The sequence below is a fragment of the Enterobacter cloacae complex sp. P15RS genome, assembly GCF_014895905.1.
GTDB lineage: Bacteria > Pseudomonadota > Gammaproteobacteria > Enterobacterales > Enterobacteriaceae > Enterobacter > Enterobacter quasihormaechei.
Genome location: NZ_JADBQL010000004.1, coordinates 137352 through 163441 on the forward strand (window position 1 = coordinate 137352; position 26090 = coordinate 163441).

The following is a 26090-nucleotide window of genomic DNA, read 5'->3' on the forward strand; positions in this document are numbered from 1 at the left end:
ATCGTGGCCTGGCTGTCAACAAACAAGGAGAAAGCAGCATGAAATGTGGAATCAAAGCACTGTTAATTACCCTGGCGATTGCCACTTCCGGGATGAGTGCGGGAGCGCTGGCTGCAACCCCCGCAGCTAAAGCGCAGGCTGTACAAAACCAGGCGGATGCGACGTCGCAAGGTCATGTTAAAGCCAACGCGACGGCCAGCACCAAAGCGGCCGAGGACGAGGGTACGCGAGTCAGTATCAATACTGCCTCTGCGGAAGATCTGGCCCGGGCGATGAATGGCGTAGGGCTCAAAAAAGCGCAGGCCATCGTCAGCTATCGCGAAGAGTATGGCCCCTTTAAAACCATTGACGATCTCAAGCAGGTCCCGGGGATGGGCAGCGCGCTGGTTGAGCGCAATCTCGCACACCTGACGTTGTAATCGCGTAATCACTTGCACTGCGGCAAAAATTTGCCAGGATAAAGAGGTCATACCAGTTATGACCTCTGATCCTATAACAATGAAAGGCTATTGCGCAATGCAAACACAAATCAAAGTCCGCGGTTATCACCTCGATGTTTACCAGCACGTCAATAACGCCCGCTACCTGGAGTTTCTTGAAGAGGCGCGCTGGGACGGCCTGGAGAACAGCGAAAGTTTCCAGTGGCTGACTGCACACAACATCGCGTTTGTGGTCGCCAACATCAACATTAACTACCGACGTCCGGCCGTGCTGGGGGATGTGCTTACCGTGACCAGTCAGGTACAGCAGCTGAATGGCAAAAGCGGCGTGCTGAGCCAGGTCGTCAAGCTGGAGCCTGAAGGGCTGGTTGTGGCAGACGCGCTGATCACCTTTGTCTGCATCGATCTCAAAACCCAGAAAGCGTTGCCGCTGGAAGGGGAATTGCGCGAAAAGCTGGAGCTGATGATCGCGTAAATTTTTGTCTTTTATAAAAGACAAAAAAGTTTTTCAGGGATAAAATAATGAACAGGGACTACGTTGTTGAACGCTACCGGACCCGTGACGGGAAGATACCGTTTGAGGAGTGGCTGGCAAAAACGAGGCGAAAGGATCCGGAGACCGTTTTACGGATCCTTATGCGCGTTAACCGTGCAATAAAACGTAATTTTGGCGATTACAAATACCTAAGAGAAGGTGTTTGGGAGATGCGAATTGACTGTGGTCCCGGTTACAGGATCTATTTTGCCGTAGAGCATCAGAATGTCTTATTGTTACTCATCGGTGGCGACAAGAAGCGTCAAAGAGCAGATGTTAAGCAGGCGGTAGAATATCTGAAAGATCATCTTTCTCAAGGAAAAACAGATGGGCACGCCTAAACGAAAATATTCAAGTTCTGTCAGTCATCACGATGCCGTTGTGAAAATGCTTCGAGAGAACCCTTCCTATGCTCAACTGTATCTTCAGATTGCACTGGAAGAGATTTATGAAGATCAGGGGATCCCTGCCTATCTCATTGCGCTTCGTCAGGTCATTGAGGCCCGTGGCGGCATCGGAGAAATTTCTGCTAAATCGGGTTTGTCACGTCAGCAGCTATACCGAACCTTGTCTGATAACGGCAACCCAACGCTGTCTACTCTGATGAAAATTACCCGTGCTGCCGGCGTAAAACTGTTCGACAGCACGGTCAGGTAGCCCTATTTCAGCCCGGTCTTTTTCTGCATTTCGGCCATCACGCCCGCTTTATCCGCAAGATAATGATTCAGCCCGTTTGCGCGCAGATTACAGGCGGCACACTGGCCGCAGCCGTCTCCTTTAATGCCGTTGTAGCAGGTCAGGGTCTCGTTGCGAACCACATCCAGCTTGCCCCAGTAGTCGGCCAGCGCCCATGTCTCGGCTTTATCCAGCCACATCAGCGGCGTTTCGAAGCGGGTCTCTTTTGCCATTCCCAGATCCACGGCGTGATTGAGTGCTTTCACGAACTCATCCCGGCAGTCCGGGTAACCAGAGAAGTCGGTCTCACACACGCCGGTAATTACCGCTTCGGCTTTTACCTGGTAGGCATAGATTGCCGTCAGGGTCAGGAACAGAATGTTGCGGCCCGGTACGAAGGTATTCGGAATGCCGCTGGCATCCGGCTCGTAATCAGGGACCGGAATACTGTCACGGGTGAGGCTGCTGACGGCCAGTTCATTTAACAGCGTCACGTCCAGCACTTTATGCGCGCGGGCGCCCAGTTTCAGGGCCAGTTCACGAGCGACATCAATTTCAGCGCGATGACGCTGTCCATAATCAAAAGTGACGCAGTGAACTTCATCATACTGGTGAAGCGCCTGAATCAGGCAGGTTGTGGAATCTTGTCCTCCGCTGAACACGACGACGGCACGTTTCATAGATCATCTCGACAGTTACGGTAAAAGCGTCATGTTAACGCCTGGCTACAGCGGCGACCAGCTTCTTCACGCGTTTGGGGGAGGGAGCCAGGCTTCGGTGAAGTCAAACCAGCCGCGGGTGTTAAGGCGTATCCCGTTGACGCCCGGAGGGGCGCTGATTTGATACTGATAGTTAAAGAGCGGCGTCAGGACGGCAGTTTCCATTAACCGGCTGAATATGGCCTGAAGCCCTGCGTGTCGATCACGATCGTCGGCCTGCATCTGCACCGCATCCAGCGTGGCCTGTAAATGGGCGTATGCCGGTGCGCTCAGCAGATGCGGCCAGAGTGCATCGCAGCGGAGCCACTGCTCAAGTGTGTACGCCGGCGCTTCGCCAATCAGTCTGTCTCCCATCATCATGTCTGCCTCGGCAAGCGGCTGGCACCCGTCCCACGTCTTGGCGTCGTGAAAGATGACGGTCAACTCGCAACCCTGCCGCGCAAGGTATGCCTTTAACTGGCTGGCCATGGTGTGAAGCTCAACCGGCAGGTGGTAGACCAGCGTCAATGCCTCTGGCAGCGCAACGTCGGTTAAATCAGGCCACTGGGGGATCGCCCAGCCGGGAAGCAGTTCCCCGGTAGGCGTGATAAGCCCTTCGTTCAGCGGAAGCGTGTGCAGAAGCGTTGAGAGATGAATGATATTAATCAGCCGCTTTGCCTGAAGCTCGCTCAGGCGCGCGCTCTGCTTCAGCGTGAGGTAGCAGAAGCCCAGGCTGGTACTATTACTCACCAGCCGCAGACTGGCCAGCTCGTCGGCCTGACCAATGGCGATTTGCACCGGGTGGCGGCAGCTGGTGCCCAGGCTGTAGTCAAAAAGCTGCGGTGTGATCCAATATTCTATAGCCTTAAGCAACGGATGGCTGAGGTGATACTGCTCGTGGCTTTCCAGACGCACCAGCTCGGGCTCAAAAACGCTCAGACGGAAGGGGCCGCTGCCAACCCCGGGGAGACGGGGATGCGCCAGACGGCTACAGTAGGTTGCCAGCCTGTGCGCCAGCCAGTAGTCAGGTTGATGCAGAATAAACGTCAGGCACTGTGGATGCGTGGTTTCGATGCGAAGGACGCTCCGGAAAAGCGTGCCCATGCCGGGTTGCGATAACAGCGCCGTCAGGCTTTGCTGGAGCTGCGACGTCTCTATTTTATCGCCGTTATGCCAGTGCAGGGTCGAGCGAATATAGAAATGCCAGCGCAGACCGTCAGCAGAAACGTCCCAGTGATGCGCCAGATCGCCCGTAGGTTCGCTGCTGTTACCGTTGAAACGCGTCAAGCCAGAGAACACCTGTCCCGCAAGATGTTGCTCCGCCCGGCCAGGTAAAAACCCCGGCTGAAGTGGCTCCAGCGAGCGATAGTAGGGGATACGCAGCGTTGGCGTATCGTTCTGCCACTGCCCGCCCAGAAACGGATGCAGCAGCGATCGCAAATCTTCAGGCGCGAGCTGGGCCAGCTCCAGGGCGTTATGCTGCTGCCCGCTTTTCAGCGCCTCTTCCATCATCGTATTACGCAACGAATCTGGGGTGACGTGAAAGAGTAACTCCCCTCGCTTTCCTCGTCCGGACCGGGCGTGCCAGCTTAGCCAGCCCGCCTCCTGCGCCTGGCGCAGCAGGGTGCGAATGTGGCGCTCGCTGCAAAAGCAGCGGCTGGCAAGTTCACTGATGGTCACCTGCTGCGGCGCGCCGGCGGAGGGTTGCCACAGACGTTGATACTGGTTAAGACGGTTAAGCTGGCGCATGGAAAACCCGGAACAATAATTATCATCTATTCACTATTACTTCCGTATATCTCACGTAATACTGATGCACAAGTTAACCGCATCACATTTCGGGAGTAATCATGGCTCGGCTCGCTGCATTTGATATGGACGGCACGCTGTTAATGCCGGATCACCGTTTAGGGGAGAAAACCCTCAACGCCCTTAAGCGCCTGCACGAGCGTGAAGTCACCCTGACGTTTGCCACCGGTCGTCATGTCCTTGAGATGCGCCATCTGCTGGGAACATTTTCCCTCGATGCGTTCCTGATCACCGGCAACGGGACGCGCATTCACTCCGTCGACGGCGAGGTGCTGCACCGTCAGGATCTGAACCCGGAAGTGGCCGATATTGTCCTGCACAGCGCCTGGGATACCCAGGCCAGCGTGCACGTTTTTAACGATGAAGGCTGGTTTACCGGGCGTGAGATCCCGGACTTACTGCACGCGCACGTCTACAGCGGCTTTAAGTATCAGCTTATCGATTTGCGCCGTATTCCGGCGCACAAGGTGACCAAGATCTGCTTCTGCGGCGATCACGACGACCTCTGCCGCCTGCGCATTCAGCTTAACGAGGCGCTGGGCGACCGGGCGCATTTGACTTTCTCGGCGGTGGACTGTCTTGAAGTGTTGCCGGTGGGCTGTAACAAAGGTTCTGCGCTGGCGGTGCTGAGCGACCATCTTGGGCTGACGATGCAGGACTGCATGGCCTTTGGCGATGCCATGAACGACCACGAGATGCTGGGCAGCGTTGGCCGTGGGCTGATCATGGGGAACGCGATGCCGCAACTTATCGCCGCGCTCCCTCATTTACCGGTTATCGGACACTGTCGTAACGAAGCGGTGTCCCATTTTTTGACACATTGGCTGGACAAAAATAACCTCCCATATTCCCCCGAATAGCGAGATCCTTCCAGCAAGCCAGGCTTAAGCCTGGCTTTTTTTTATTTCACCAGCTGAGAGATCTGCGCCTTCCACGGTTCAACATCGCCAATATTGGCCTGTACCCATTGCGCGTTGTAATAGGTCTCCAGGTAGCGCTCTCCGCTGTCGCACAGCAGCGTGACGACAGAGCCGGTACGGCCTTCTTCACGCATCCTCGCCGCCAGCTGTAGCGCGCCCCACATATTGGTGCCGGTTGAGGCCCCGACCTTACGGCCAAGCTGTGTCTCCAGCCAGTGCGCCGTCGCGACGCTGGCAGCGTCCGGCACGCGAAGCATCTCATCCACGACGTCCGGAATGAACGACGGTTCCACGCGCGGGCGGCCAATCCCTTCGATTTTGCTACCCACGGGGCTACGCAGGCCGGCATCGCGGGATTGCCAGTAATCAAGGAACACCGAGTTCTGCGGGTCGACCACCATCAGCTGGGTATCGTAGCCCTGACAGCGAATGTAGCGTCCGATAGTGGCGGAGGTTCCGCCCGTACCGGCGCTCATCACAATGTACGACGGAACCGGATGCGGCTCGTGGGTCATCTGGCGGAAAATGCTGTCCGCAATATTATTATTGCCGCGCCAGTCGGTGGCGCGCTCGGCGAAGGTGAACTGGTCCATATAGTGGCCATTCAGTTCGCGGGCCAGCATTTCGGAGGCCGCGTAGATTTCGCAGGCGCTTTCCACAAAGTGGCAGCGTCCGCCGTAAAATTCGATCTGTTCGACTTTGCGTTTCGCCGTGCAGGAAGGCATCACGGCGATAAACGGCAGGCCCAGCAGGCGGGCAAAGTAGGCCTCGGAGACGGCAGTAGAGCCGGATGAGGATTCAATAATCGTGGTGCCTTCTTTAATCCAGCCGTTACATAAACCGTATAAAAAGAGTGAACGCGCCAGGCGATGCTTCAGGCTGCCGGTAGGATGGGTACTTTCATCCTTCAGATAGAGCTGAATACCGGGAAATCCCGGCAGAGGCAGGCGGATTAAGTGGGTGTCTGCCGAGCGCTGATAGTCGGCATTTATTTCGCTGATGGCATGTTTAACCCAGGTGCTATTCATCGTAGTTATCCGTTTGTCATTTTGTGCCCAGCATAGCGAAAAGCACAGAAAAAATTGTTGCTATCTGGCCTTTAAAATAGAATGTATGGAGAATAATTTTCTCTGCGAGGTGGGTATGCTAGATAAAATTGACCGCAAGCTGCTTTCTTTACTGCAAAGCGACTGCACCCTCTCTTTGCAGGCGCTGGCAGATGCCGTTAATCTGACCACCACACCGTGCTGGAAGCGCCTCAAGAAGCTGGAAGATGATGGCATTCTGCTGGGACGCGTGGCGCTGCTGGATCCCGAAAAACTGGGGCTTGGACTGACCGCCTTCGTCCTGATAAAAACGCAGCATCACAGCAGTGAATGGTACAGCCGCTTCGTCACGCAGGTTTCCGATATGCCCGAGGTGCTCGGCTTCTGGCGCATGGCGGGGGAATACGACTATCTGATGCGCGTTCAGGTGGCGGACATGAAGCGCTACGATGATTTTTACAAGCGGCTGGTCAACAGCGTACCGGGCTTGTCCGATGTCACCTCCAGTTTTGCCATGGAACAGATTAAATACACCACAGCATTACCCATTGAATAACATCATAAAAAACCTTCAGGAAAATACCGCGTGCGATTATTTGCCCAATTAAGCTGGTACTTTCGTCGGGAGTGGCAACGCTACCTCGGCGCGGTGGCCCTGCTTATCATCATTGCCATCCTGCAACTGCTCCCGCCCAAAGTGGTGGGATACGTCGTGGATGGCGTTACCGAACAACATTACACCGCCGCACGGGTGATGATGTGGGTCGGCACGCTGGTGCTGACGGCCGTGGTGGTTTACCTGCTGCGCTATGTCTGGCGCGTGCTGCTGTTCGGCGCGTCCTACCAGCTTGCCGTGGAGCTGCGCGAAGATTTTTACCGCCAGCTGAGCCGCCAGCACCCTGAGTTTTATCTGCGTCACCGTACCGGGGATCTCATCGCCCGCGCCACTAACGACGTAGATCGCGTGGTGTTTGCCGCTGGCGAAGGGGTATTAACGCTGGTGGATTCCCTGGTGATGGGCTGTGCGGTACTGATTGTGATGTCTACGCAAATTAGCTGGGAGCTCACTCTGCTTGCGCTGCTGCCGATGCCGCTGATGGCGCTGGCGATTAACCGCTACGGCGAGCAGCTCCATGAACGCTTCAAGCTGGCGCAGGCGGCGTTCTCGTCGCTGAACGATCGCACCCAGGAGAGCATGACCAGCATCCGCATGATCAAAGCGTTTGGTCTGGAAGACAGGCAGTCCGCGCTGTTTGCCGCAGACGCCGCCGACACCGGCGCGAAAAACATGCGCGTGGCGCGGATTGACGCCCGTTTCGATCCGACAATTTATATTGCGATTGGCATGGCGAACCTGCTGGCGGTTGGCGGCGGCAGCTGGATGGTGGTGCAAGGCACGATGACCCTCGGTCAGCTAACCAGCTTTGCGATGTATCTCGGGCTGATGATCTGGCCGATGCTAGCGCTGGCCTGGATGTTTAATATCGTTGAGCGCGGGAGCGCCGCCTACAGCCGTATCCGCGCCATGCTGGCGGAAGTGCCGGTGGTGAACGATGGCAGCGAGCCGGTACCGGAAGGTCCGGGTATCCTGAAGGCTGACGTTCGCGCCTTTATCTACCCGCAAACGGAACACCCGGTGCTTGAAAACGTCAGCTTCACGCTGCGGCCTGGTCAGATGCTGGGCATCTGCGGCCCGACGGGGTCCGGAAAAAGTACCCTCCTGGCACTCATTCAGCGCCATTTTGACGTGAGCGAAGGCGATATCCGTTTCCACGACGTCCCCCTGCCGCGCCTGCTGCTGGATGACTGGCGCAGCCGCCTGGCGGTCGTTAGCCAGACGCCGTTTTTGTTTTCAGACACCATTGCCAACAATATCGCGCTCGGGTGCCCGACGGCGACGCAGGACGAGATCGAGCACGTAGCGCGCCTGGCCAGCGTCCACGAGGATATTTTGCGCCTGCCGCAGGGCTACGATACGGAAGTGGGGGAGCGGGGCGTGATGCTCTCCGGTGGACAAAAGCAGCGTATCTCCATCGCCCGCGCGCTACTGCTGAACGCTGAGATCCTGATTCTGGATGATGCGCTGTCGGCGGTTGATGGGCGTACCGAGCATCAAATTCTGCATAACCTTCGCCAGTGGGGGGAGGGGCGTACGGTCATCATCAGCGCGCACCGTCTGTCGGCGCTTACCGAAGCCAGTGAAATTCTGGTGCTTCAGCACGGACATATTGCCCAGCGTGGTCAGCATGAGCAGCTCGCCGGGCAGACCGGCTGGTATCGGGATATGTACCGCTATCAACAGCTTGAAGCCGCGCTGGATGAGGAGGTCGCCGATGCGTAAGTTTGGACAGATGTGGCCGACGTTAAAACGGCTGCTCGCCTATGGCTCACCGTGGCGCAAACCGCTTTCCATCGCCGTGCTGTTGCTGTGGATCGCCGCGATTGCGGAGGTGACCGGCCCGCTGCTAATCAGCTATTTCATCGATAACATGGTGGCGAAGCGCTATCTGCCGCTGGGGCTGGTGGCGGGGCTGGGCGTGGCGTATGTCGGGCTACAGCTGACGGCGGCGGGGCTACACTATGCCCAGTCGCTGCTGTTTAACCGGGCCGCCGTGGGCGTGGTTCAGCAGCTACGCACGGATGTGATGGATGCCGCGCTGCGCCAGCCGCTGAGCGAGTTTGATACCCAGCCGGTCGGACAGGTCATTTCGCGCGTCACTAACGACACCGAAGTGATCCGCGACCTGTACGTCACCGTTGTCGCAACGGTACTGCGCAGTGCCGCGCTGATTGGCGCGATGCTGGTGGCGATGTTCAGCCTGGACTGGCGGATGGCGCTGGTGGCAATCACCATTTTCCCGGCGGTGCTGATTGTGATGGTGATTTACCAGCGCTACAGCACGCCGATTGTTCGCCGCGTGCGCGCTTACCTTGCGGATATCAATGATGGCTTCAACGAAGTGATCAACGGCATGAGCGTTATCCAGCAGTTTCGCCAGCAGGCGCGTTTTGGCGAGCGAATGGGGGAAGCCAGCCGCTCGCACTATATGGCGCGGATGCAGACGTTACGTCTGGACGGTTTCCTGTTACGCCCGCTGCTGAGCCTCTTCTCTGCGCTGGTGCTGTGCGGGCTGTTGATGCTGTTTGGCCTGACGACGCGCGGAACCATTGAGGTGGGGGTGCTGTACGCGTTTATCAGCTACCTCGGACGCCTCAACGAGCCGCTGATTGAACTCACCACGCAGCAGTCGATGCTGCAACAGGCGGTGGTCGCGGGCGAGCGTGTGTTCGAGCTGATGGACAGGCCGCGTCAAACCTATGGCGATGACGACCGCCCGCTGGAAAGTGGATCTATCGCGTTCTATCATGTCTCGTTTGCCTACCGCGACGACCAGCTTGTCTTGCAGGATATCAACCTGGATGTGCCGTCGCGCGGTTTTGTCGCCCTGGTTGGGCATACCGGCAGCGGCAAAAGCACGCTCGCCAGTTTGCTGATGGGCTACTATCCGTTGACGCAGGGGGAGATCCGTCTGGACGGACGGCCTCTTGCCGCGCTTAGCCACAACGCGTTGCGCAAGGGCGTCGCGATGGTGCAGCAGGATCCGGTGGTGCTGGCCGATACCTTTTATGCCAACGTGACGCTGGGGCGACCGTTCACACCTGAGCAGGTCTGGGAGGTGCTGGAGACGGTACAGCTGGCGGATCTGGCGCGCGGGTTAAGCGAGGGGATCTATACCCGGCTGGGCGAGCAGGGCAACAACCTCTCCGTCGGGCAAAAGCAACTGCTGGCGCTGGCGCGCGTGCTGATTGAGACGCCGCAGGTGCTGATTCTGGATGAAGCGACCGCCAGCATCGACTCCGGTACCGAACAGGCGATCCAGCAGGCGCTGGCTGCCGTGCGGGATCGCACCACGCTTGTGGTGATCGCCCACCGCCTCTCAACCATCGTCGATGCCGATACCATTCTGGTGCTGCACCGTGGTCAGGCCGTTGAACGGGGAACGCACAGGGAGTTGCTTGAGGCAAAAGGGCGCTACTGGCAGATGTATCAGTTGCAGCTGGCAGGCGACGAGCTGGCCGCCAGCGTACGCGAGGATGAGTCACTCAGCGCCTGATGCACCATTCCAAGGCAATATGCTAACAGACATACCTGTTGGTGCAAAACAGAAACGCACCCTGCACCGTCATGGTGCGTTTTTTTTTCACCCGTTCTCTGAGCATGCGCGCCGCGCCGCTTTCCTTCTCACATTTCACTTCTGGCACACCCTTTGCAATGTCCCTTTCGTGTTAGCTGCGGCCATTACCGAATTCTGACTGGAGGGGATTTATGAAGCTGGTTACGGTGGTAATCAAACCATTCAAACTCGAAGACGTGCGTGAAGCGCTGTCTTCCATGGGTATTCAGGGGCTGACCGTCACCGAAGTGAAAGGCTTTGGGCGTCAGAAAGGTCATGCCGAGCTTTATCGCGGGGCGGAATACAGCGTTAACTTCCTGCCAAAAGTGAAGATTGACGTGGCGATTGCCGACGATCAGCTTGATGAGGTGATTGATGTGGTCAGCAAAGCGGCCTACACCGGCAAAATTGGCGACGGCAAAATTTTCGTTGCTGAACTACAGCGCGTCATTCGCATCCGTACCGGCGAATCTGACGAAGCGGCGTTGTAAGTAACTCCTGGCACACAGTGATAGGGATCGAGAAAATGAAGAGAACAACAATGAAAACAGCTCTGGGGTCGCTGGCACTGCTGCCGGGCCTGGCAATGGCTGCACCTGCCGTGGCAGACAAAGCCGATAACGCGTTTATGATGATTTGCACCGCGCTGGTGCTGTTCATGACGATCCCGGGCATCGCGCTGTTTTACGGCGGCCTGATCCGCGGCAAGAACGTGCTCTCCATGCTGACGCAGGTTGCCGTCACGTTCGCGCTGGTGTGCGTGCTGTGGGTGGTTTACGGTTACTCGCTGGCCTTCGGCGAGGGTAACGCCTTCTTCGGCAACGTTAACTGGGTGATGCTGAAAAATATCGAGCTGACCGCGGTGATGGGCAGCTTCTATCAGTATATTCACGTCGCGTTCCAGGGCTCGTTCGCCTGCATCACCGTAGGACTGATTGTGGGCGCGCTGGCTGAGCGTATCCGCTTCTCTGCGGTACTGATTTTTGTGGTGGTCTGGCTGACGCTCTCCTATATCCCGATTGCGCATATGGTCTGGGGCGGCGGTCTGCTGGCTTCCCATGGCGCACTGGACTTTGCGGGCGGTACCGTTGTGCACATCAACGCCGCGGTAGCAGGCCTGGTCGGCGCATACCTGATTGGTAAACGCGTGGGCTTCGGGAAAGAAGCGTTCAAACCGCACAACCTGCCGATGGTCTTTACCGGCACAGCCATCCTCTACTTTGGCTGGTTCGGCTTCAACGCCGGTTCAGCCAGTGCCGCTAACGAAATCGCCGCGCTGGCCTTCGTGAATACCGTAGTGGCAACCGCCGGCGCTATCCTCTCGTGGGTATTTGGCGAGTGGGCTGTTCGCGGCAAGCCTTCGCTGCTGGGCGCCTGTTCAGGGGCGATTGCCGGCCTGGTGGGCATCACGCCAGCGTGCGGTTACGTGGGCGTGGGCGGCGCGCTGCTGATCGGCATCGTCGCCGGTCTGGCGGGGCTGTGGGGCGTTACCGCGCTGAAACGTATTCTGCGCGTTGACGATCCGTGCGACGTGTTCGGCGTGCACGGCGTGTGCGGCATCATCGGCTGCGTAATGACGGGCATCTTCGCGGCGCAGTCTCTCGGCGGCGTGGGTTACGCGGAAGGCGTGACCATGATGCACCAGGTGCTGGTCCAGCTGGAAAGCATTGCTATTACCGTTGTCTGGTCGGGCGTGGTGGCCTTTATCGGCTACAAGCTGGCCGATATGACCGTCGGGCTGCGCGTGCCGGAAGAGCAGGAGCGCGAAGGTCTGGACGTCAACAGCCACGGCGAGAATGCTTATAACGCATGATTTGCGTGCTTTGCCGGGTGGCGGCTTCGTCTACCCGGCCCGCAAAGACAGGATCCTCAGGCCCGGTATGCGTAGCGCCACCGGGCTTTTTACATCATCCTCTGTTACGCATGACCCCTTCCTGGACCGTCGAGGCCACCAGCACGCCATCCTGGGTATAAAACTCCCCGCGTACAAAGCCGCGCGCGCTGGACGCAGAGGTACTCTCCACGCTGTAAAGCAGCCATTGGTTCATATCGAACGGACGGTGGAACCACATAGAGTGGTCAATCGTGGCAACCTGCATCCCTTTTTCCAGGAATCCCACGCCGTGCGGCTGTAGCGCAACCGGCAGGAAATTGAAATCCGACGCATACCCGAGCAGATACTGGTGCACGCGCAAATCTGCCGGAACGCTGCCGTTGGCGCGGATCCACACCTGACGGGTGGGCTCGGAAGCGTGACCCTTCATAGGGTTATGAAATTCTACCGGGCGGATCTCCAGTGGCTTATCGCACAGAAACTTCTCTTTTACCTGCGGCGGCAGCAGATGCGCGAGCGCGCGCGCGATGTCGGTTTCCGATTTCAGATCGTCCGGCGACGGGGCAGGGGGCATCGTTTTTTGATGCTCATACCCCGGCTCTGGCGCCTGGAACGAGGCGGTCATGTAGAAGATGGGTTTACCGTGCTGGATGGCCGCCACGCGGCGGGCGCTGAAGCTTTGGCCGTCACGCAGAACTTCCACGTCGTACACAATCGGTTTAGCGCTGTCGCCAGGGCGTAAAAAGTAACTGTGGAACGAATGCACCAGACGGTCTGCCGGGACGGTCTCCTTTGCGGCATACAGCGCTTGCCCCACGACCTGGCCGCCAAAAACCTGGCGTAAGCCTAAATCTTCGCTCTGTCCGCGAAACAGCCCTTCTTCTATTTTTTCCAGGTTCAGCAATGTCAGCAGATTGTTCAGTGCCTGACTCATAGTGGTCCTCAATAAACGCCGTGGCGAAAGATACGCAGAGTATAACGCAGAAACGAGAGTGGTCCGATGGGTGGAATTATCTTAATACCAGGCCAAAATTAGGCATTAATCCGTGATTTGTGCCACACTTGTTTACGTTATGTGAATAAAACGACATCGGATGGGATCGATCCCGCCGGTGCATTGATGATAAGGAGACTTCAATGAAACTCGTGCCTATGTTAAGCGGTGTTGCAATGGCGGTAGCGCTGTCCGCCTGTGCGGATAAGAGTGCCGATGTTCCGGTGCCAACGGCAACCCCAAACGGGATTAACACCCTTTCACAGCAAGCCATTCGACAGCCTAACGTATCCGGTACTATCTGGATCAAGCAGAAAGTAGCTCTGCCGCCGGACGCGGTACTCACGGTTACGCTGTCCGATGCCTCTCTGGCGGATGCACCGTCGAAAGTGCTGGCCCAGCGCGCGGTTCGTACAGAAGGTAAACAGGCGCCGTTCAGCTTCGTGCTGCCGTATAACCCGTCTGACGTGCAGCCTAACGCGCGTATCCTCCTGAGCGCGGCGGTAACGATCAACGATAAGCTGGTCTTTATCACCGATACCGTGCAGGAAGCGGTTAATAAAGGCGGCACCAAAATCGACCTGACCCTGGTTCCTGTCCAGCAAACGGCAGTGCCCGTTGCGCCACAGTCCAACCAGCCGACTTTGCCAACAGCGCCGACTCAGCTGTAATTTTCTTTCGCCCTCTTCAGGCCTCCTGAAGAGGGCGTCAGTACTCCCACCGATACTTCTGCATATCAATCTTTCCTGACCCGGACACCTGAACCCCTTCTGAGAGTAATGCCTGACGCTGGCGCTGCAAGTCTGGCCCGGTGAGAGAGATCGCGCCATGGCGGTTGACGACCCGATGCCATGGTAACGTGCTCCCCTCCGGTAGTCTTCTTAGCACACCGCCAACCTGACGCGCCGCGCGTGGAGAACCTGCGAGTCGGGCAACTTCACCATAGGTAGTGACATAACCTTCCGGAATTGAGGCCACAATTTGCCACACTCGCTGTGGGAAAGTGTCATGTTCGTCCATTGTTTCTCCTGCGGAAAATCAGCGAAGGGGTAGGGTAAACGAAGATAAAGCAGATTGCCGGGGCAGTTTGCGCAATAATCCAGCATCCGGTTGCCAGCGGCTTGCAATTGTAGTGCTCCACAGGGATAATGCGCCAGCGCGTTGGTTATCAACGCTCTCAATGGGGGCTCTGTTGGTTCTCCCGCAACGCTACTCTGTTCACCAGGTCAGGTCCGGAAGGAAGCAGCCAGGGCAGACGACGTGGGTGCCGGGATGTAGCTGGCAGGGCCCCCACCCATTTGTGCTAACTCTATGGCTTAATAGCGCATTTCTTTGCCGACAATCGCTCTGATGCAGAGCCGATTATATCCGGCTCCACTAATCATAGATGACGCTTTTAGCTTAAGTATGGGGTCCAAGGAACCGATCGCCGTTCAGGTGGATCATATGCGTTGGCGCGTCAGCTACCCAAACCTCTGTTTCCCAGGATAATTCCATAAGATATTTCGACATCACCTTCCGGTCTGGGAAGGCCGTAACGTATACCAGTCCAGGTTTAGCATTCGCAAATAATTTTGCTAACTCACCGTGACGCTTTCCATCGACGGGCCCATGCGAAGTGACCGATTCAATTAACAGTAACCAGTTGCGTTTTTGCCAATAAAGAACAACATCGGGCAGTTTACCTTTTCGATCAACGATAACGCCCAGTTCCGCAAGCCGCTCTTTTCTAAAATGATCTTCCTTCGCACCCGTATCTCCGATGTAAATAACTTCTGCTTCAGGAGCGAAACGAGGACCAAACTCAACGATGATATCCTTGATGAGCTGGCTATGTGCGCCGGGGCTTAATTCTAATTCTGTACCGTCATTCAGTTTTAATGGCACCATTTCCATTTTTCGCGCCATAGCATACTGCTCAACTAAGGTCGGTACGTTGCCCCTGTGTTCATCAAGCGCTTTTTCCCATTTAGCGGAACCATAGTTGAGTAACACTGTATGCAGTTCAGGCGCTATCTGATAGCAAGCCTTAGGGGAGTTGACAGGGCGATCGGGCTTATCCGGGTTATATATTGCTATTCCGCCATCACAAAACTGATGCAGCGTTTGTCGCCGGAAGGTTTCGCGCGTGTTTGGGGCATACTCTTTGCCGTAGACGTCTCTACACCAATCCATGATCGGTGTCACACCCATCATCGGGCGTTCAATTTTCTCCCAATCGCCATTGGGATGAAGATCGAGCAGTGCAAGCAAAGTTAAAGCGGAACGTTCGTTTATTTGCGCACGAGGCATTCCCAGTTGACGCAACACATCAAGCGCCTGCTCAATCTTTTCCTGCGCTTTAAGCGGGTCAGCTATTTTTCCTTTGGTCATGAGGTTCAACTCCCTGTTAATGATTTCGTCTATCTGATTCTGACTGAGCACTTCATCACCGAACTCACCACCCATCTTTCGCAGAACTTCCAGTGATGGATAATGAATTGCTCTTAAATCAGAGGCATTTACCTGAGTGTGCCCGCCAAACTGACGGTAATACTTGTCCAGCAAAGTGCAGTTCAGATAGACATAAAGCCCGCGGGCAAGATCCGCATCCATACCCGTCTTCTGCACATGGAAAACATTAGTCTTATTGTCGAAACCGATCAGCTCGCCCGGTAAAGAGGAGTCATATAAGGTTGCTACAATGCGACGTTTTTCTTCTTTGCTGCTAAATCTTTTTACAATCAGGTAATTACCATGGTTTTTCCATAGCCAGGGTCGTGATGAATCGGAAACCCTGATTGCATTAGGTTTTTTGCCATCAAGGGGCCAATTAACTTTCCCATGCAAATGCTGAGGAAAAAGAAGCGGCACTGATTCAGAATCCATGCTTTCTCTGAGATCTTCTCTAAGACGAAAGTCAACTACCGGTCCTGTACTAACCTGAACGCCAAGCTCGCCCAGAGTAGATGTAAAAGGGGATAATCTCTCGATTATGTCTTGTTCTCTGGGGCTGGCGGCGATATGAATGAACTTTTGTTTGTCCTCTGGGTTAACTATTTTGTCTATCGACACCTTGCGTTGCGTCATATCGGTGGCTGTGATTTGCCCGGATTCTTCATCCAGATGAAAATCAGACGTTGGGCTGGATGTAATGATAACCTGCCCCTGCGGAACACCTTTTACACAGTGAATGATGATATTTTCCTGAAGCACTTCATCTTCAGAAAATGCCGCATTACGGGAGTCGAAAATGTGGATGTGCTTAATGGACGTATCCGACAGTAATTGCTCACGAAAAGGCTGGTAGTACGGACCATTACAGAAAGAGCGTGGAATAATTGCCACTAACTCTCCTCCCATTTTCAGCTGTTTCAAAGCTAAGGCAACAAATCCAGAGTATAAGTTGACCGTTTCTATGCCAGCTTTGCGTAAAGAGTCCCGGTGTGCGCTCGAAGAGAGAATTTTTTTGTAGGGTGGATTCATGATCACATGGCTATAAACCCCCGGCTCTTCACGGGTCGATATACTTTTGGCCGCAAGACTTGCCTCGAGTATATAATCTACCTTTCTGATTTTATGGGATAATTTCCCATTTGCAGCCTCATTGCAGGCTCTCAGCGTCTTTCTAAGATACGTCAGCATCACATCTTCAATGTCGATGGCGTCAAGCTCAATCTTTTCGACTTCAGCCATCAACGCCCGTTCTATGAACGCCGCAGAGAGCGACCCCACTCCACAGCCTGGGTCAAGTAGCGTTATGTCACCTTTTATGTCGTCAAACAGGCTTGCCATGAACAGACAAATCGGAGCCGGGGTCATAAACTGACCAAATGCAGATTTTGTCTTTGGATTTAATAGCTTATTCGCTTCTTTTCTATGCTGATCGGCCAATTCCAACAAGCGCATCATATTTCCACTGGGTAACAAAAAAGTTCAAATTGCATACCGCTCCTGTGTAGCCCGGAAGTGTATCAAGAGTCAGAATGCTTTACATGCCGGCAATGTTACTACAAACAGAGAAGCGATCTGGAAGTCTTTGGTCTGTAGGAGGTTGCTTTGCTGACCGCTAACCTTCCCTGCACCACGGCTGGTCGCCAACTATCCCATAACTATTCAACGACTGCTTTACCAGGCCCGTTATTCTGTCGTGCAATATATCCTTCATTTAACTGAAATAATATTGTCATAAACCTGTAATAATAGACTGTCATTTTATTATCGGGCGTCTTTTTGTTGTCATAAGCAAAAAAATATATATCTGGATAACAAACATATCTTCGTGTATTAAATTAAACACGTGTTCCGAAAGGATGTGACAATCATGGTTACTGCGGTTTTAAACGTTAAAATTGATGAAGCGCTAAAAGAAAGACTTCGCCACTATGCGGAAGATAATAATGAGAATTTAAGCGTGACCACAGAGAAACTGCTGCTGCTGGCATTTGAAGCGGTAGAAGAGGCGGGAGTATCGGAAGAGGATATTGATAATCAGCATACGGAAGAAGAGAGCGTAACTCCATTTACTCCTAAAGAAATCAAAGCACTACGTAAACTTCTGAAGAAGAGAAAATGAAACAACAACTATCGACGGCCAGCGACTACAACGAGGCCTGTAATCTGTTACGTTCCGGCTACGTGAAACATGTTCGTCTTGGCTGGAATGTAGGAAGTGACGAGTTCTTTCGAATTGCATCTGACTGGTGTGACACCGGTGCAAAAATAAAGAAAGAAGGGGATAATTTCATTATTTCACTGAAAGGCTTCCCGATTCCTCCTCAACATTAAGTTGTTCTTCATGAAAACTGCTGACTGCATGCGTTACAGTCAGCAGTTTTTATTGTTTCTGGCGAAAAATTTACACCAGGCTCCGTTTTACTGGTGGTGTACTTCTGTTTAAAGCAAGCCACAGCGGTTTAATCCGCAATAATGCCTCTTCAAGTTCTGGTGGATTGAGGGAGAAAGGCATGCGCAGGTAGCGGTCGAACGCGCCTGAAAGCCCAAAGCGCGTGCCGGTGCCCATAATGATGCCCGTCGTCTCGGCGCGTGCCGCCAGCTGCGTCGCCAGCATGCCGGGTAACTCTATCCAGTATGAAAGCCCTCCCTCCGCTTCCTGGAACCGCCATTCGGGAAAATGTTCCCGCAGCATCTGGCCACAGCGGTCGCGCCGTTCTGCCAGCATTTTCCGGCGAGCGGGCAGAAAAGTTTCACTGTTTTCGATAAGCCACAGCGTGGCTAGCTGTTCCAGCACCGGTGAGCCCAAATCCAGCGTGTCGCGCGTCTGCGCGAGCGTGGCAATAGTGCGTGACGAGGCGCGGATCCAGCCGAGACGAAGCCCGCCCCAGAAGCTTTTTCCAGCGGAACCCAGCGTTATTACGGCGGCCTCCGGGTTAAAGGCGGCCAGCGGCGGCGGTGGGGGAGCATCGAACCAGAGATCGACCATGGTTTCATCCACGACCAGCGTGGTGCGGGTTTGCGCGGCAATGTGGGTTATGGTCTGGCGCGTTGCGGCATCCATACAGCGCCCCGTCGGATTATGGAAATCCGGCATCAGATAGGCCAGACGCGGGGCGGTCTGGGCAAGCGTTGCGGCAAAACCGTCGGTATCCCAGCCCGTTTCAGGCAGCGAGACGCCCACGGGCCGGCATAGTGCCCCCTGAATGGCGGCGATCGCCAGTGGGTAGGTAGGATGATCCACCACCACGCGATCCCCGGGACCGGTCATCATTCTTAAGATCAGGGCGAAGCCGCTGACGGCGCCATTCACCACCATCACTTCGTCTGCCCGGGTCGGCAAACCCCGTGCGGTGTAGCGGGCGGCAATGGCTTCACGCAGCGCCGGGAGCCCGAGCTGATCGTACCCGGTTAGCGCCAGGTTCGGCGTGAGGGCTGTCAGTGCGTGGGCGTAAGCCTGGTGGATCTCGGGCCCCGCGTTGAGCGCGGCGGTAGAGAGATCAAGCGCCGCGCTGGCAGTGGAAAGGGTGGGCACCGCGCGGCTGTCGGGCAGGATCGCGCGCGAACCGCTGCCCTGACGGCTCTCCAGATAACCCTCTTCCCGTAGATGTGCCAGCGCGCTGCTGATGGTGGTGCGGCTGACGTCCAGTGCGGCGGCCAGCTCCCGCTCTCCGGGCAGGCGAGTGTTTAGCGCCAGCCTGCCATCCAGAATCAACAGGCGTAGCGCGTCAGCCAGCTGGCGCCACAGCGGGGTGCGGGAAGAGGCTTGCTGCCAGTGCCCTAACAGGCGAACCAGAGACTGGCTACCAAAACGACGTGATGACATGAGCAGTCCACTATTTGAAAACTGGACATTAATCATAGTGCCATTTTCACCGAAGATGGAACCGGGTTCTTCGGAGAAGAGAAAATGGTACGTCGTCTGGTACAACTTTATGTCGGTTTAGGCCTGTACGGGCTTTCAACCGCGATGTTTATTCGTTCGGATCTGGGGGTAGACCCCTGGAATGTCTTTCACCTTGGCGTCGCCATCCAGACCGGGATGAGCATCGGCACGGTGATTATTTTAACCGGAGCAGCGGTGCTGCTGCTGTGGATCCCGCTGCGCCAGCTTCCGGGGCTGGGTACGGTCAGTAACGTGATTTGTATCGGCCTGGCGGCTGATGCGTCATTGGCGCTGATCCCGGAACTCACTTCGCTGCCCGTGCGCATTATCCTGCTGGTTTCAGGCATTGTGGTTAACGCCCTTGCCACCGGGATGTATATCGGGGCGGGTTTTGGTGCTGGCCCGCGTGACGGCCTGATGACCGGTATACATGCCCGGCTGGGCTGGTCGATTCGCAGCGTGCGTACCGCGATCGAGGTGAGCGTGTTAATCATCGGCTACCTCCTCGGGGGAGCGTTTGGCGTTGGAACCGTGCTGTATGCGTTAACGATCGGCCCGCTGATCCAGCTCTGTTTGCCGTGGTTTCGCCACCGGCCGCGCGTTCAGAAAGCACCGCAGCCGGAGCGGATTGTCTAATTTTGCGAAGCGCTCACAGGCTATAATGACGCAACTGTGTCAGAATAGTGGTTACACTTTTTGCGACGCCAGAATGTATGAAAGCGATCACTCTCTATGACGTTGCCCGCGAGGCGGGCGTTTCTTATCAGACCGTTTCCCGGGTGATTAACGACGCGGAACACGTTTCTGCCCGCACGCGGGAGAAGGTCCGCCAGGCCATGGCGGCGCTACACTATGTGCCTAACCGTGGCGCGCAGCAGCTGGCCGGGAAACGCACCCGCACGCTCGGGTTGATAACGACCGATCTGGCGCTGCATGCGCCGTCGCAAATCGTCTCAGCCGTAAAATCCCGGGCAGTGGAGCAGGGGGCAAGCGTGCTCATCTCTATGGTGGAACAGCCCGCGCAGTGTCAGGCTGCTTTGCAGGCGTTACTGGCGCAGCGCGTGGAGGCGCTGCTGGTGAACGTTCCGCTGGAAGATGCACAGGCAGAAATGCTTCAGGAAATGGCTTCGCCGATCCCGGTTCTTTTTCTCGATGTTTCCCCCTCAGCCAGGGTGAACAGCCTCGTGTTCAATGCCGAACAGGGCGCTGGCCTGGGGGCGGAGCATCTGCTTTCGCTGGGGCACCGGCGAATTGCGCTGCTCGCCGGTCCGGAAAGTTCCGTCTCTGCCCGGGCGCGTCTGGCGGGATGGAAAACCGCGCTCGCTCAGTCCGGCGTGGAGGCGTTTGCAGTAGCGCAGGGCGACTGGAGCGCGGCTTCCGGCTACGAGAAAGGGCATCAGCTTTTATCGGGCCCGGCGCTGCCCGACGCGATCCTCGTTGCGAACGATCAGATGGCGCTCGGCGTTATACGCGCCTGTGCGGAAAAAGGGATTGCGGTACCGGGTCAGATCTCGGTGGTCGGATTTGATGATACGGCCGACAGCGCATGGTTTTCACCCCCGCTGACCACTATTCGGCAGGCGTTCCGCGAGGCCGGTGAGCGCAGCGTGGAGTGGCTCCTGGCGCCCACGCCTCACGACGAACGCTGGCAGAAACAGCTACCCGTTACGCTGATCGTTCGTCACTCCACCGCGCCGCACGCGCCGCAGCAGGCCGATCGTGAAGATCTGGCGCAGCAGCTACGAACGCTGGCGCTGCTGGCGGAGAAACTGGCGCGCAGCTAGCGCTTTTGTGATCGGGCTCGCCTGGTGACGATCAAAGTCTTTACCGCCACCGTTTACCAGGGCATGTTGACTAAAATTGTGAGCGCTTCGCAAAGAGGTTGATATGTCTTCTGCATTACCGCTGACCCTCAGCGCACTTCTGGCTCGTCGTGACTGGGAAAACCCCGGCGTGACGCAATGGAACCGTCTGGCCGCACACGCGCCTTTTCATAGCTGGCGCGATGAAATTCTCGCCCGGGAGGATAAACCTTCGCTGAGCAAGCGCTCGCTTAACGGCGTCTGGCAATTCAGCTTTTTCGCCGCGCCAGAGCAGGTTCCCGAGGCCTGGGTAACGGACGATCTTGCTGACGCCGTTGAGATGCCCGTGCCGTCGAACTGGCAGATGGAGGGATTTGATACCCCCATTTATACCAACGTCACCTATCCGATAAATGTGAACCCACCGTATGTTCCGGCTGAAAACCCTACCGGCTGTTACTCGCTCACATTTGAAGTGGATGACGCCTGGCCACGCAGCGGACAGACCCGCATTATTTTTGACGGGGTCAATTCCGCTTTTCATCTGTGGTGTAACGGCCAGTGGATGGGCTATTCGCAGGACAGTCGTCTGCCCGCGGAGTTTGACCTTAGCACGGTGCTGCAACCGGGGCAGAACCGCCTGGCGGTGATGGTGTTGCGCTGGTGCGACGGAAGCTACCTGGAAGATCAGGACATGTGGCGGATGAGCGGCATTTTCCGTGACGTTTCGCTGCTGCATAAGCCGGAAACGCGGATTGCCGATTATCAGGTCGTGACCGATCTGAATGCCGAATGCGATCGGGCGATACTCCGGGTTGACGTGGCGCTGGAAGGCTCACGCTACGCCGAATGTGAGGTGGCATTTACTCTGTGGCGTAACGGCGAAGCCTGCGCGCAAACCACGCAGCAGCCAGGATCGGCCATCGTCGATGAACGCGGCAGCTGGGCGGAGCGGCTCAAGGTTGCGATACCCGTGAACGATCCCGCGCTGTGGAGCGCCGAAACACCGGAACTCTATCGTCTGACGATGTCGCTTCGTGATACGCAGGGCAGTGTGCTGGAGACCGAAGCCTGCGATGTCGGCTTCAGGCGCGTCGAAATCAGCAATGGTCTGCTGAAGCTCAACGGCAAGCCGCTGCTGATCCGCGGCGTGAACCGTCACGAACATCATCCTGAGAAGGGGCAGGTGATGGATGGGGCGACCATGCGCCGCGACATTGAACTGATGAAGCAGCATAACTTCAACGCCGTGCGCTGCTCGCATTATCCGAACCATCCTCTGTGGTACACGCTTTGCGATCGCTATGGCCTGTACGTGGTTGATGAGGCGAATATCGAGACCCATGGCATGGTGCCGATGAGCCGCCTGGCGGACGATCCGCGCTGGCTGCCCGCCATGAGCGAGCGCGTAACGCGTATGGTGCAGCGGGACCGGAATCATCCGTCAGTCATCATCTGGTCTTTGGGGAACGAATCTGGTCATGGGGCGAACCACGATGCGCTGTACCGCTGGCTGAAAACCACCGATCCCACGCGTCCGGTGCAGTACGAAGGCGGCGGCGCCTGTACGACGGCAACCGATATTATTTGCCCGATGTATGCCCGCGTCGATCAGGATCAGCCGTTCCCGGCGGTGCCAAAGTGGTCGATTAAAAAGTGGATCGGCATGCCGGATGAAACCCGTCCGCTGATCCTGTGCGAGTATGCCCACGCGATGGGCAACAGCTTTGGCGGCTTCGCCAGCTACTGGCAGGCATTCCGCAGCCATCCCCGGTTGCAGGGGGGCTTTGTCTGGGACTGGGTCGATCAGGCATTAACCAAAAAAGAGGAAAATGGCGCGGCGTTCTGGGCCTACGGCGGCGATTTTGGCGATAAGCCCAACGATCGTCAGTTCTGCCTAAACGGGCTGGTATTCCCCGATCGCACCCCGCATCCCGCCCTTTTCGAGGCGCAGCGTGCCCAGCAGTTCTTTACCTTTACGCTGGTGAGCACCTCTCCGCTGGTCGTCGAGGTACAGAGCGATTATCTGTTCCGTCATACCGACAACGAACGTCTGCAATGGTCGGTGGCGCGTGACGGTGCGGTAGTGGCTTGTGGCGGCATGACGCTTTCTGTCGCGCCCCAGGAGGCGCAACGCATCGAGATCCCGCTGCCTGAACTTGCCGCTGAGCGGGGTGAGGTCTGGCTCAATGTGGAAGTTGTTCAGCCGCAGGAGACGCCGTGGTCGCCGTCCGGCCACCGTTGTGCCTGGGATCAGTGGCCGCTCCCGGCTCCGCTGTACGTTGCGCCTGCGAATGTGGAGGGTACGGCCCCGCAGCTAACCGCGTGCGGCGAGGCGCTGGAGATTGTCCATCAGCAGCAGCGCTGGCAGTTTAGCCGCCTTACCGGAAACCTGACCCAGTGGTGGAACGCGGGGGCTGAAACGCTCCGTTCTCCGCTAACGGATAACTTTACCCGCGCGCCGCTGGACAATGATATCGGCGTCAGCGAGGCGACCCGCATCGATCCGAACGCGTGGGTGGAACGCTGGAAGGCGGCAGGGATGTATGAGATGTCGCCGCGCCTTCTCCAGTGTGAAGCAGAACAGCACGCCCGTGAGGTGGTGGTGACCACGCAGCACGTCTGGGAATCCCGGGGGAAAGCGCTGTTTGTCAGCCGTAAGATCTGGCGGATTGACGATCGCGGCGCGCTGCACGGTGACGTGCAGGTGACGGTAGCGTCTAATATTCCCGAGCCTGCTCGCGTGGGCCTGAGCGTTATGCTGGTGGATATCCCGGAAACCGTGCGCTGGCTGGGGCTGGGGCCGCTGGAAAATTATCCGGACAGAAAGCTGGCGGCGCAGCAGGGGCGCTGGACGCTTCCGCTGGAAGCCATGCACACGCCGTATATCTTCCCGACGGAGAACGGCCTGCGCTGCGACACCCGCGAGCTGGCGTTTGGCGCGCATCGGTTGCAGGGGCGGTTCCATTTCTCCGTGAGCCGCTACAGCCAGCAGCAGCTGCATGAGACAACGCATCAGCATCTGCTACGGAAAGAGCCGGGTTGCTGGTTGAACCTGGACGCCTTCCAGATGGGCGTAGGGGGAGATGATTCCTGGAGCCCGAGCGTGGCGCCGGACTTCCTTCTGCAAAACCGGCAGCTGCGCTACACCTTCTGCTGGCAGCAGAACGGCTGAATAAAAGCACCGGCTCCGCTCAGGCGGAGCCGCTGTTGAGATTACGCTCGGCCCAGAGAATGAATTCCGCCTCAGGCAGCGCCTTGCTGTAGTACCAGCCCTGTCCGTACTGCACGCCGTGGCGATGCAGCCAGGCAATCTGTCCTTCCGTTTCGATGCCTTCCGCCACCATCGCCAGCTCGAGCGATTTTGCCATTTCGATAATGTGCGGGGTGACGTTTTTATACTCCAGCGCGTGCACGAAAGATTTATCGATCTTCAGGGTATCGACATCCAGATCCTGGAGATAGCTCAGGCTGGAGTAGCCTGTACCAAAGTCGTCAATGTAGACGGCGTGTCCGGCACGGCGAAACGCCGCGATGGCCGGGGCGCTGACGGCGGGATCGGCGAAGCCGCGCTCGGTTAACTCCAGCGCAATCTGCTGCGGGTGGACTTTCCATTTGTTCAGCAGCTGGCTCAGCAGGCGCGGCAGCTCCACGGACGTTAAATCGGCTGGGGCCAGGTTAACGGAAATGTGCAGCTCCGGATGATGATGCAGCCAGTCGCCCAGCTCGTCGAAGATCTTATCGATTGCCAGCAGCGTTAACTGGGAAATCAGCCCCGTTTGCTCAGCCAGAGGGACAAATATGTCTGGCGACAGGTTGCTGCCATCCGGCTGCGGCCAGCGCATCAGCGCTTCGGCTCCTACCAGTTTGCCGCTGCACAGCGCCACGATGGGCTGATAGTGAACCTGGATCTCCCGGTTGTTTATCGCGTCCATCAGGCGGTTACGCGGAGACTGTAGCCGGCGGAGGATCCGCAGAACAATCAGGGCCGCCGCCAGGCTAATCAGCACGCCAGCCGGCAGCCAGATGAGCAGCTGCTGATGCCAGGCTTCCGCCAGCGGCTTCAGCGAGGCCCAGGCAATGACGGTAAACCCCAGCTCGGGCACGGGCTTCAGAATGTACATCGAGCCGTTGTACTGAACGCTCGTCATCTCCTGCCGATCCTTAACAATCGAGAGGATATGCGGATCGAGGACATGACTTCTGGCAAATATGCGCTGTGTCGTGTTGCCCACCAGGGCGGCATCCATCGAGATTTCGCCGAACGGAACGACATCTACAAGCGATGCCGGATCGACCATCACCAGATAATGCCCTTTCCCGATCACCACCATATAGCGGTGAATGCCGAGGTCGTTTTGCGAGGTGAGCCACGTGCTGTAACCGTCCTCGGTGATGCGCACCGGAGGCGGCAGAGCCTCCGTATTACTCGACTGTTCCAGGGAAGAGCAGAGCGGCTTCAGGTTATCGACATACATCACTTCCTGAACATAGCGCCAGGAGAACGCGACCCGGCGCATTTCACGTAAATGCAAGGGAGTGCAGGGCGGGGCGTTGAACGACTGTAGGTGCGTGAGCGCCTGTTTAGCCTGCACGACAACTCTGTCGGTACGGATCAGGACGCGCGAGGCATAGCCGTCCAGCGCCTCCACAAACTTTTCCTCTGCCTGACGATGCGCCAGCCAGATACTGAGGCAAACGGGGACCAGCACAGAAATGATCAGTACGCCCGTGACCAGGCTCACCAGATGTCGGGTTCGCATGCCGTTTTCCTTCCCATTTGCCCATGAAGGGCAGTGAGTTTGCGCGCCAGAGGAGAAAGATTTTAGTGCTAAATGATATA

General features: G+C 56.7%; 24 protein-coding genes and 1 other RNA gene. 17 read left to right on the forward strand and 8 right to left on the reverse strand.

Features of this window, described 5'->3' with window-relative positions; all coding sequences use genetic code 11:
* The first annotated feature begins 38 nt into the window (after positions 1 to 38).
* The 4 genes from IM267_RS02735 to IM267_RS02750 all read left to right on the forward strand — a co-directional run bounded on the left by IM267_RS02735 (position 39) and on the right by IM267_RS02750 (position 1632).
* Positions 39 to 419, forward strand: a complete 381-nt coding sequence (locus tag IM267_RS02735; protein WP_193032646.1) for a helix-hairpin-helix domain-containing protein — start codon at positions 39 to 41, stop codon at positions 417 to 419.
* Between the two features lie 97 nt (positions 420 to 516).
* Positions 517 to 915, forward strand: coding sequence for a YbgC/FadM family acyl-CoA thioesterase (locus IM267_RS02740; protein ID WP_193032647.1), 399 nt, complete (start codon positions 517 to 519; stop codon positions 913 to 915).
* 47 nt (positions 916 to 962) lie between these two features.
* The gene (locus tag IM267_RS02745; RefSeq protein ID WP_193032648.1) at positions 963 to 1316 is read left to right on the forward strand and encodes a type II toxin-antitoxin system RelE/ParE family toxin; all 354 of its coding nucleotides are present in this window, start codon (positions 963 to 965) and stop codon (positions 1314 to 1316) included.
* Positions 1303 to 1632, forward strand: a complete 330-nt coding sequence (locus IM267_RS02750; protein ID WP_131636079.1) for a DNA-binding protein — start codon at positions 1303 to 1305, stop codon at positions 1630 to 1632. Before IM267_RS02745 ends, IM267_RS02750 begins: the two co-directional genes overlap by 14 nt.
* 2 nt (positions 1633 to 1634) lie before the next feature.
* On the opposite strand, the gene queC is transcribed toward IM267_RS02750, so the two are convergent.
* Together queC and IM267_RS02760 are read right to left on the reverse strand one after the other, a co-directional pair.
* Positions 1635 to 2330 carry a 7-cyano-7-deazaguanine synthase QueC gene (gene queC / locus IM267_RS02755; protein WP_193032649.1) on the reverse strand — a complete coding sequence of 232 codons (696 nt, stop codon included), beginning with the start codon at positions 2328 to 2330 and terminating at the stop codon, positions 1635 to 1637.
* Positions 2331 to 2396: 66 nt separating this feature from the next.
* Positions 2397 to 4097 (reverse strand): SgrR family transcriptional regulator, encoded by a 1701-nt coding sequence (locus IM267_RS02760; RefSeq protein WP_193032650.1) that lies wholly within the window; start codon positions 4095 to 4097, stop codon positions 2397 to 2399.
* Between the two features lie 101 nt (positions 4098 to 4198).
* Between IM267_RS02760 and cof the strand changes: the two genes are divergently transcribed.
* Positions 4199 to 5017 carry an HMP-PP phosphatase gene (cof, locus tag IM267_RS02765; protein ID WP_063451685.1) on the forward strand — a complete coding sequence of 273 codons (819 nt, stop codon included), beginning with the start codon at positions 4199 to 4201 and terminating at the stop codon, positions 5015 to 5017.
* 41 nt (positions 5018 to 5058) lie between these two features.
* Here cof and IM267_RS02770 read toward each other — a convergent pair whose 3' ends face one another.
* Positions 5059 to 6105 carry a PLP-dependent cysteine synthase family protein gene (locus IM267_RS02770; protein WP_063869047.1) on the reverse strand — a complete coding sequence of 349 codons (1047 nt, stop codon included), beginning with the start codon at positions 6103 to 6105 and terminating at the stop codon, positions 5059 to 5061.
* A gap of 115 nt (positions 6106 to 6220) precedes the next feature.
* Here IM267_RS02770 and IM267_RS02775 point away from each other — a divergent pair, with 115 nt between their 5' ends.
* The 5 genes from IM267_RS02775 (at position 6221) to amtB (ending at position 12111) form a co-directional block, all read left to right on the forward strand.
* Positions 6221 to 6679, forward strand: a complete 459-nt coding sequence (locus IM267_RS02775) for an Lrp/AsnC family transcriptional regulator (RefSeq protein WP_022647254.1) — start codon at positions 6221 to 6223, stop codon at positions 6677 to 6679.
* A 30-nt stretch (positions 6680 to 6709) separates the two neighbouring features.
* Positions 6710 to 8464: a SmdA family multidrug ABC transporter permease/ATP-binding protein gene (locus IM267_RS02780; protein ID WP_107534808.1), complete on the forward strand. Its 1755-nt coding sequence runs from the start codon at positions 6710 to 6712 to the stop codon at positions 8462 to 8464.
* On the forward strand, positions 8457 to 10238 hold the full coding sequence (locus IM267_RS02785; protein ID WP_193032651.1) for a SmdB family multidrug efflux ABC transporter permease/ATP-binding protein: 1782 nt from the start codon (positions 8457 to 8459) through the stop codon (positions 10236 to 10238). The genes IM267_RS02780 and IM267_RS02785 overlap by 8 nt, the downstream gene beginning before the upstream one ends.
* Before the next feature lie 212 nt (positions 10239 to 10450).
* Positions 10451 to 10789 (forward strand): P-II family nitrogen regulator, encoded by a 339-nt coding sequence (gene glnK, locus IM267_RS02790; RefSeq protein ID WP_006809867.1) that lies wholly within the window; start codon positions 10451 to 10453, stop codon positions 10787 to 10789.
* A gap of 35 nt (positions 10790 to 10824) precedes the next feature.
* The gene (gene amtB / locus IM267_RS02795; RefSeq protein ID WP_193032652.1) at positions 10825 to 12111 is read left to right on the forward strand and encodes an ammonium transporter AmtB; all 1287 of its coding nucleotides are present in this window, start codon (positions 10825 to 10827) and stop codon (positions 12109 to 12111) included.
* Between the two features lie 94 nt (positions 12112 to 12205).
* Here amtB and tesB read toward each other — a convergent pair whose 3' ends face one another.
* A complete protein-coding gene (gene tesB, locus IM267_RS02800; protein ID WP_063451680.1) occupies positions 12206 to 13066 on the reverse strand; it encodes an acyl-CoA thioesterase II in 861 nt (286 codons plus the stop codon).
* A gap of 203 nt (positions 13067 to 13269) precedes the next feature.
* On the opposite strand from tesB, the gene IM267_RS02805 reads away from it, so the two are divergent.
* The gene (locus IM267_RS02805) at positions 13270 to 13797 is read left to right on the forward strand and encodes a YbaY family lipoprotein (RefSeq protein ID WP_193032654.1); all 528 of its coding nucleotides are present in this window, start codon (positions 13270 to 13272) and stop codon (positions 13795 to 13797) included.
* A gap of 37 nt (positions 13798 to 13834) precedes the next feature.
* On the opposite strand, the gene IM267_RS02810 is transcribed toward IM267_RS02805, so the two are convergent.
* Positions 13835 to 14146: an MGMT family protein gene (locus tag IM267_RS02810; RefSeq protein WP_193032656.1), complete on the reverse strand. Its 312-nt coding sequence runs from the start codon at positions 14144 to 14146 to the stop codon at positions 13835 to 13837.
* A 170-nt stretch (positions 14147 to 14316) separates the two neighbouring features.
* On the opposite strand from IM267_RS02810, the gene ffs reads away from it, so the two are divergent.
* Positions 14317 to 14413, forward strand: an RNA gene (gene ffs / locus IM267_RS02815) — signal recognition particle sRNA small type.
* Positions 14414 to 14527: 114 nt separating this feature from the next.
* Here ffs and IM267_RS02820 read toward each other — a convergent pair.
* Positions 14528 to 17017, reverse strand: a complete 2490-nt coding sequence (locus IM267_RS02820) for a BsuBI/PstI family type II restriction endonuclease (RefSeq protein WP_226847842.1) — start codon at positions 17015 to 17017, stop codon at positions 14528 to 14530.
* Positions 17018 to 17429: 412 nt separating this feature from the next.
* Here IM267_RS02820 and IM267_RS02825 point away from each other — a divergent pair, with 412 nt between their 5' ends.
* Together IM267_RS02825 and IM267_RS02830 are read left to right on the forward strand one after the other, a co-directional pair.
* Positions 17430 to 17681, forward strand: a complete 252-nt coding sequence (locus IM267_RS02825) for a hypothetical protein (RefSeq protein ID WP_063451676.1) — start codon at positions 17430 to 17432, stop codon at positions 17679 to 17681.
* A complete protein-coding gene (locus IM267_RS02830; RefSeq protein WP_015571263.1) occupies positions 17678 to 17893 on the forward strand; it encodes a hypothetical protein in 216 nt (71 codons plus the stop codon). The genes IM267_RS02825 and IM267_RS02830 overlap by 4 nt, the downstream gene beginning before the upstream one ends.
* A 70-nt stretch (positions 17894 to 17963) precedes the next feature.
* On the opposite strand, the gene IM267_RS02835 is transcribed toward IM267_RS02830, so the two are convergent.
* Positions 17964 to 19385 (reverse strand): PLP-dependent aminotransferase family protein, encoded by a 1422-nt coding sequence (locus tag IM267_RS02835; RefSeq protein ID WP_112791907.1) that lies wholly within the window; start codon positions 19383 to 19385, stop codon positions 17964 to 17966.
* 84 nt (positions 19386 to 19469) lie between these two features.
* On the opposite strand from IM267_RS02835, the gene IM267_RS02840 reads away from it, so the two are divergent.
* From IM267_RS02840 to IM267_RS02850, 3 genes are all read left to right on the forward strand, one after another.
* Positions 19470 to 20081, forward strand: coding sequence for a YitT family protein (locus tag IM267_RS02840; protein WP_193032658.1), 612 nt, complete (start codon positions 19470 to 19472; stop codon positions 20079 to 20081).
* Positions 20082 to 20158: 77 nt separating this feature from the next.
* A complete protein-coding gene (locus IM267_RS02845) occupies positions 20159 to 21229 on the forward strand; it encodes a LacI family DNA-binding transcriptional regulator (RefSeq protein ID WP_193032660.1) in 1071 nt (356 codons plus the stop codon).
* 103 nt (positions 21230 to 21332) lie between these two features.
* Positions 21333 to 24422 (forward strand): beta-galactosidase, encoded by a 3090-nt coding sequence (locus IM267_RS02850; protein WP_193032662.1) that lies wholly within the window; start codon positions 21333 to 21335, stop codon positions 24420 to 24422.
* A 19-nt stretch (positions 24423 to 24441) separates the two neighbouring features.
* On the opposite strand, the gene IM267_RS02855 is transcribed toward IM267_RS02850, so the two are convergent.
* A complete protein-coding gene (locus tag IM267_RS02855) occupies positions 24442 to 26010 on the reverse strand; it encodes an EAL domain-containing protein (RefSeq protein ID WP_107534814.1) in 1569 nt (522 codons plus the stop codon).
* Between the last annotated feature and the right edge of the window lie 80 nt (positions 26011 to 26090).

Coding starts and splice junctions, on each gene's coding strand:
- IM267_RS02770 (WP_063869047.1), bottom strand. CDS start 6,105: ATGAATAGCACCTGGGTTAAACATGCCATCAGCGAAATAAATGCCGAC.
- IM267_RS02745 (WP_193032648.1), top strand. CDS start 963: ATGAACAGGGACTACGTTGTTGAACGCTACCGGACCCGTGACGGGAAG.
- IM267_RS02805 (WP_193032654.1), top strand. CDS start 13,270: ATGAAACTCGTGCCTATGTTAAGCGGTGTTGCAATGGCGGTAGCGCTG.
- IM267_RS02855 (WP_107534814.1), bottom strand. CDS start 26,010: ATGCGAACCCGACATCTGGTGAGCCTGGTCACGGGCGTACTGATCATT.
- IM267_RS02835 (WP_112791907.1), bottom strand. CDS start 19,385: ATGTCATCACGTCGTTTTGGTAGCCAGTCTCTGGTTCGCCTGTTAGGG.
- IM267_RS02735 (WP_193032646.1), top strand. CDS start 39: ATGAAATGTGGAATCAAAGCACTGTTAATTACCCTGGCGATTGCCACT.
- IM267_RS02825 (WP_063451676.1), top strand. CDS start 17,430: ATGGTTACTGCGGTTTTAAACGTTAAAATTGATGAAGCGCTAAAAGAA.
- IM267_RS02750 (WP_131636079.1), top strand. CDS start 1,303: ATGGGCACGCCTAAACGAAAATATTCAAGTTCTGTCAGTCATCACGAT.
- glnK (WP_006809867.1), top strand. CDS start 10,451: ATGAAGCTGGTTACGGTGGTAATCAAACCATTCAAACTCGAAGACGTG.
- IM267_RS02810 (WP_193032656.1), bottom strand. CDS start 14,146: ATGGACGAACATGACACTTTCCCACAGCGAGTGTGGCAAATTGTGGCC.
- queC (WP_193032649.1), bottom strand. CDS start 2,330: ATGAAACGTGCCGTCGTCGTGTTCAGCGGAGGACAAGATTCCACAACC.
- amtB (WP_193032652.1), top strand. CDS start 10,825: ATGAAGAGAACAACAATGAAAACAGCTCTGGGGTCGCTGGCACTGCTG.
- tesB (WP_063451680.1), bottom strand. CDS start 13,066: ATGAGTCAGGCACTGAACAATCTGCTGACATTGCTGAACCTGGAAAAA.
- IM267_RS02840 (WP_193032658.1), top strand. CDS start 19,470: ATGGTACGTCGTCTGGTACAACTTTATGTCGGTTTAGGCCTGTACGGG.
- IM267_RS02820 (WP_226847842.1), bottom strand. CDS start 17,017: ATGATGCGCTTGTTGGAATTGGCCGATCAGCATAGAAAAGAAGCGAAT.
- IM267_RS02830 (WP_015571263.1), top strand. CDS start 17,678: ATGAAACAACAACTATCGACGGCCAGCGACTACAACGAGGCCTGTAAT.
- IM267_RS02740 (WP_193032647.1), top strand. CDS start 517: ATGCAAACACAAATCAAAGTCCGCGGTTATCACCTCGATGTTTACCAG.
- IM267_RS02775 (WP_022647254.1), top strand. CDS start 6,221: ATGCTAGATAAAATTGACCGCAAGCTGCTTTCTTTACTGCAAAGCGAC.
- cof (WP_063451685.1), top strand. CDS start 4,199: ATGGCTCGGCTCGCTGCATTTGATATGGACGGCACGCTGTTAATGCCG.
- IM267_RS02785 (WP_193032651.1), top strand. CDS start 8,457: ATGCGTAAGTTTGGACAGATGTGGCCGACGTTAAAACGGCTGCTCGCC.
- IM267_RS02760 (WP_193032650.1), bottom strand. CDS start 4,097: ATGCGCCAGCTTAACCGTCTTAACCAGTATCAACGTCTGTGGCAACCC.
- IM267_RS02850 (WP_193032662.1), top strand. CDS start 21,333: ATGTCTTCTGCATTACCGCTGACCCTCAGCGCACTTCTGGCTCGTCGT.
- IM267_RS02845 (WP_193032660.1), top strand. CDS start 20,159: ATGAAAGCGATCACTCTCTATGACGTTGCCCGCGAGGCGGGCGTTTCT.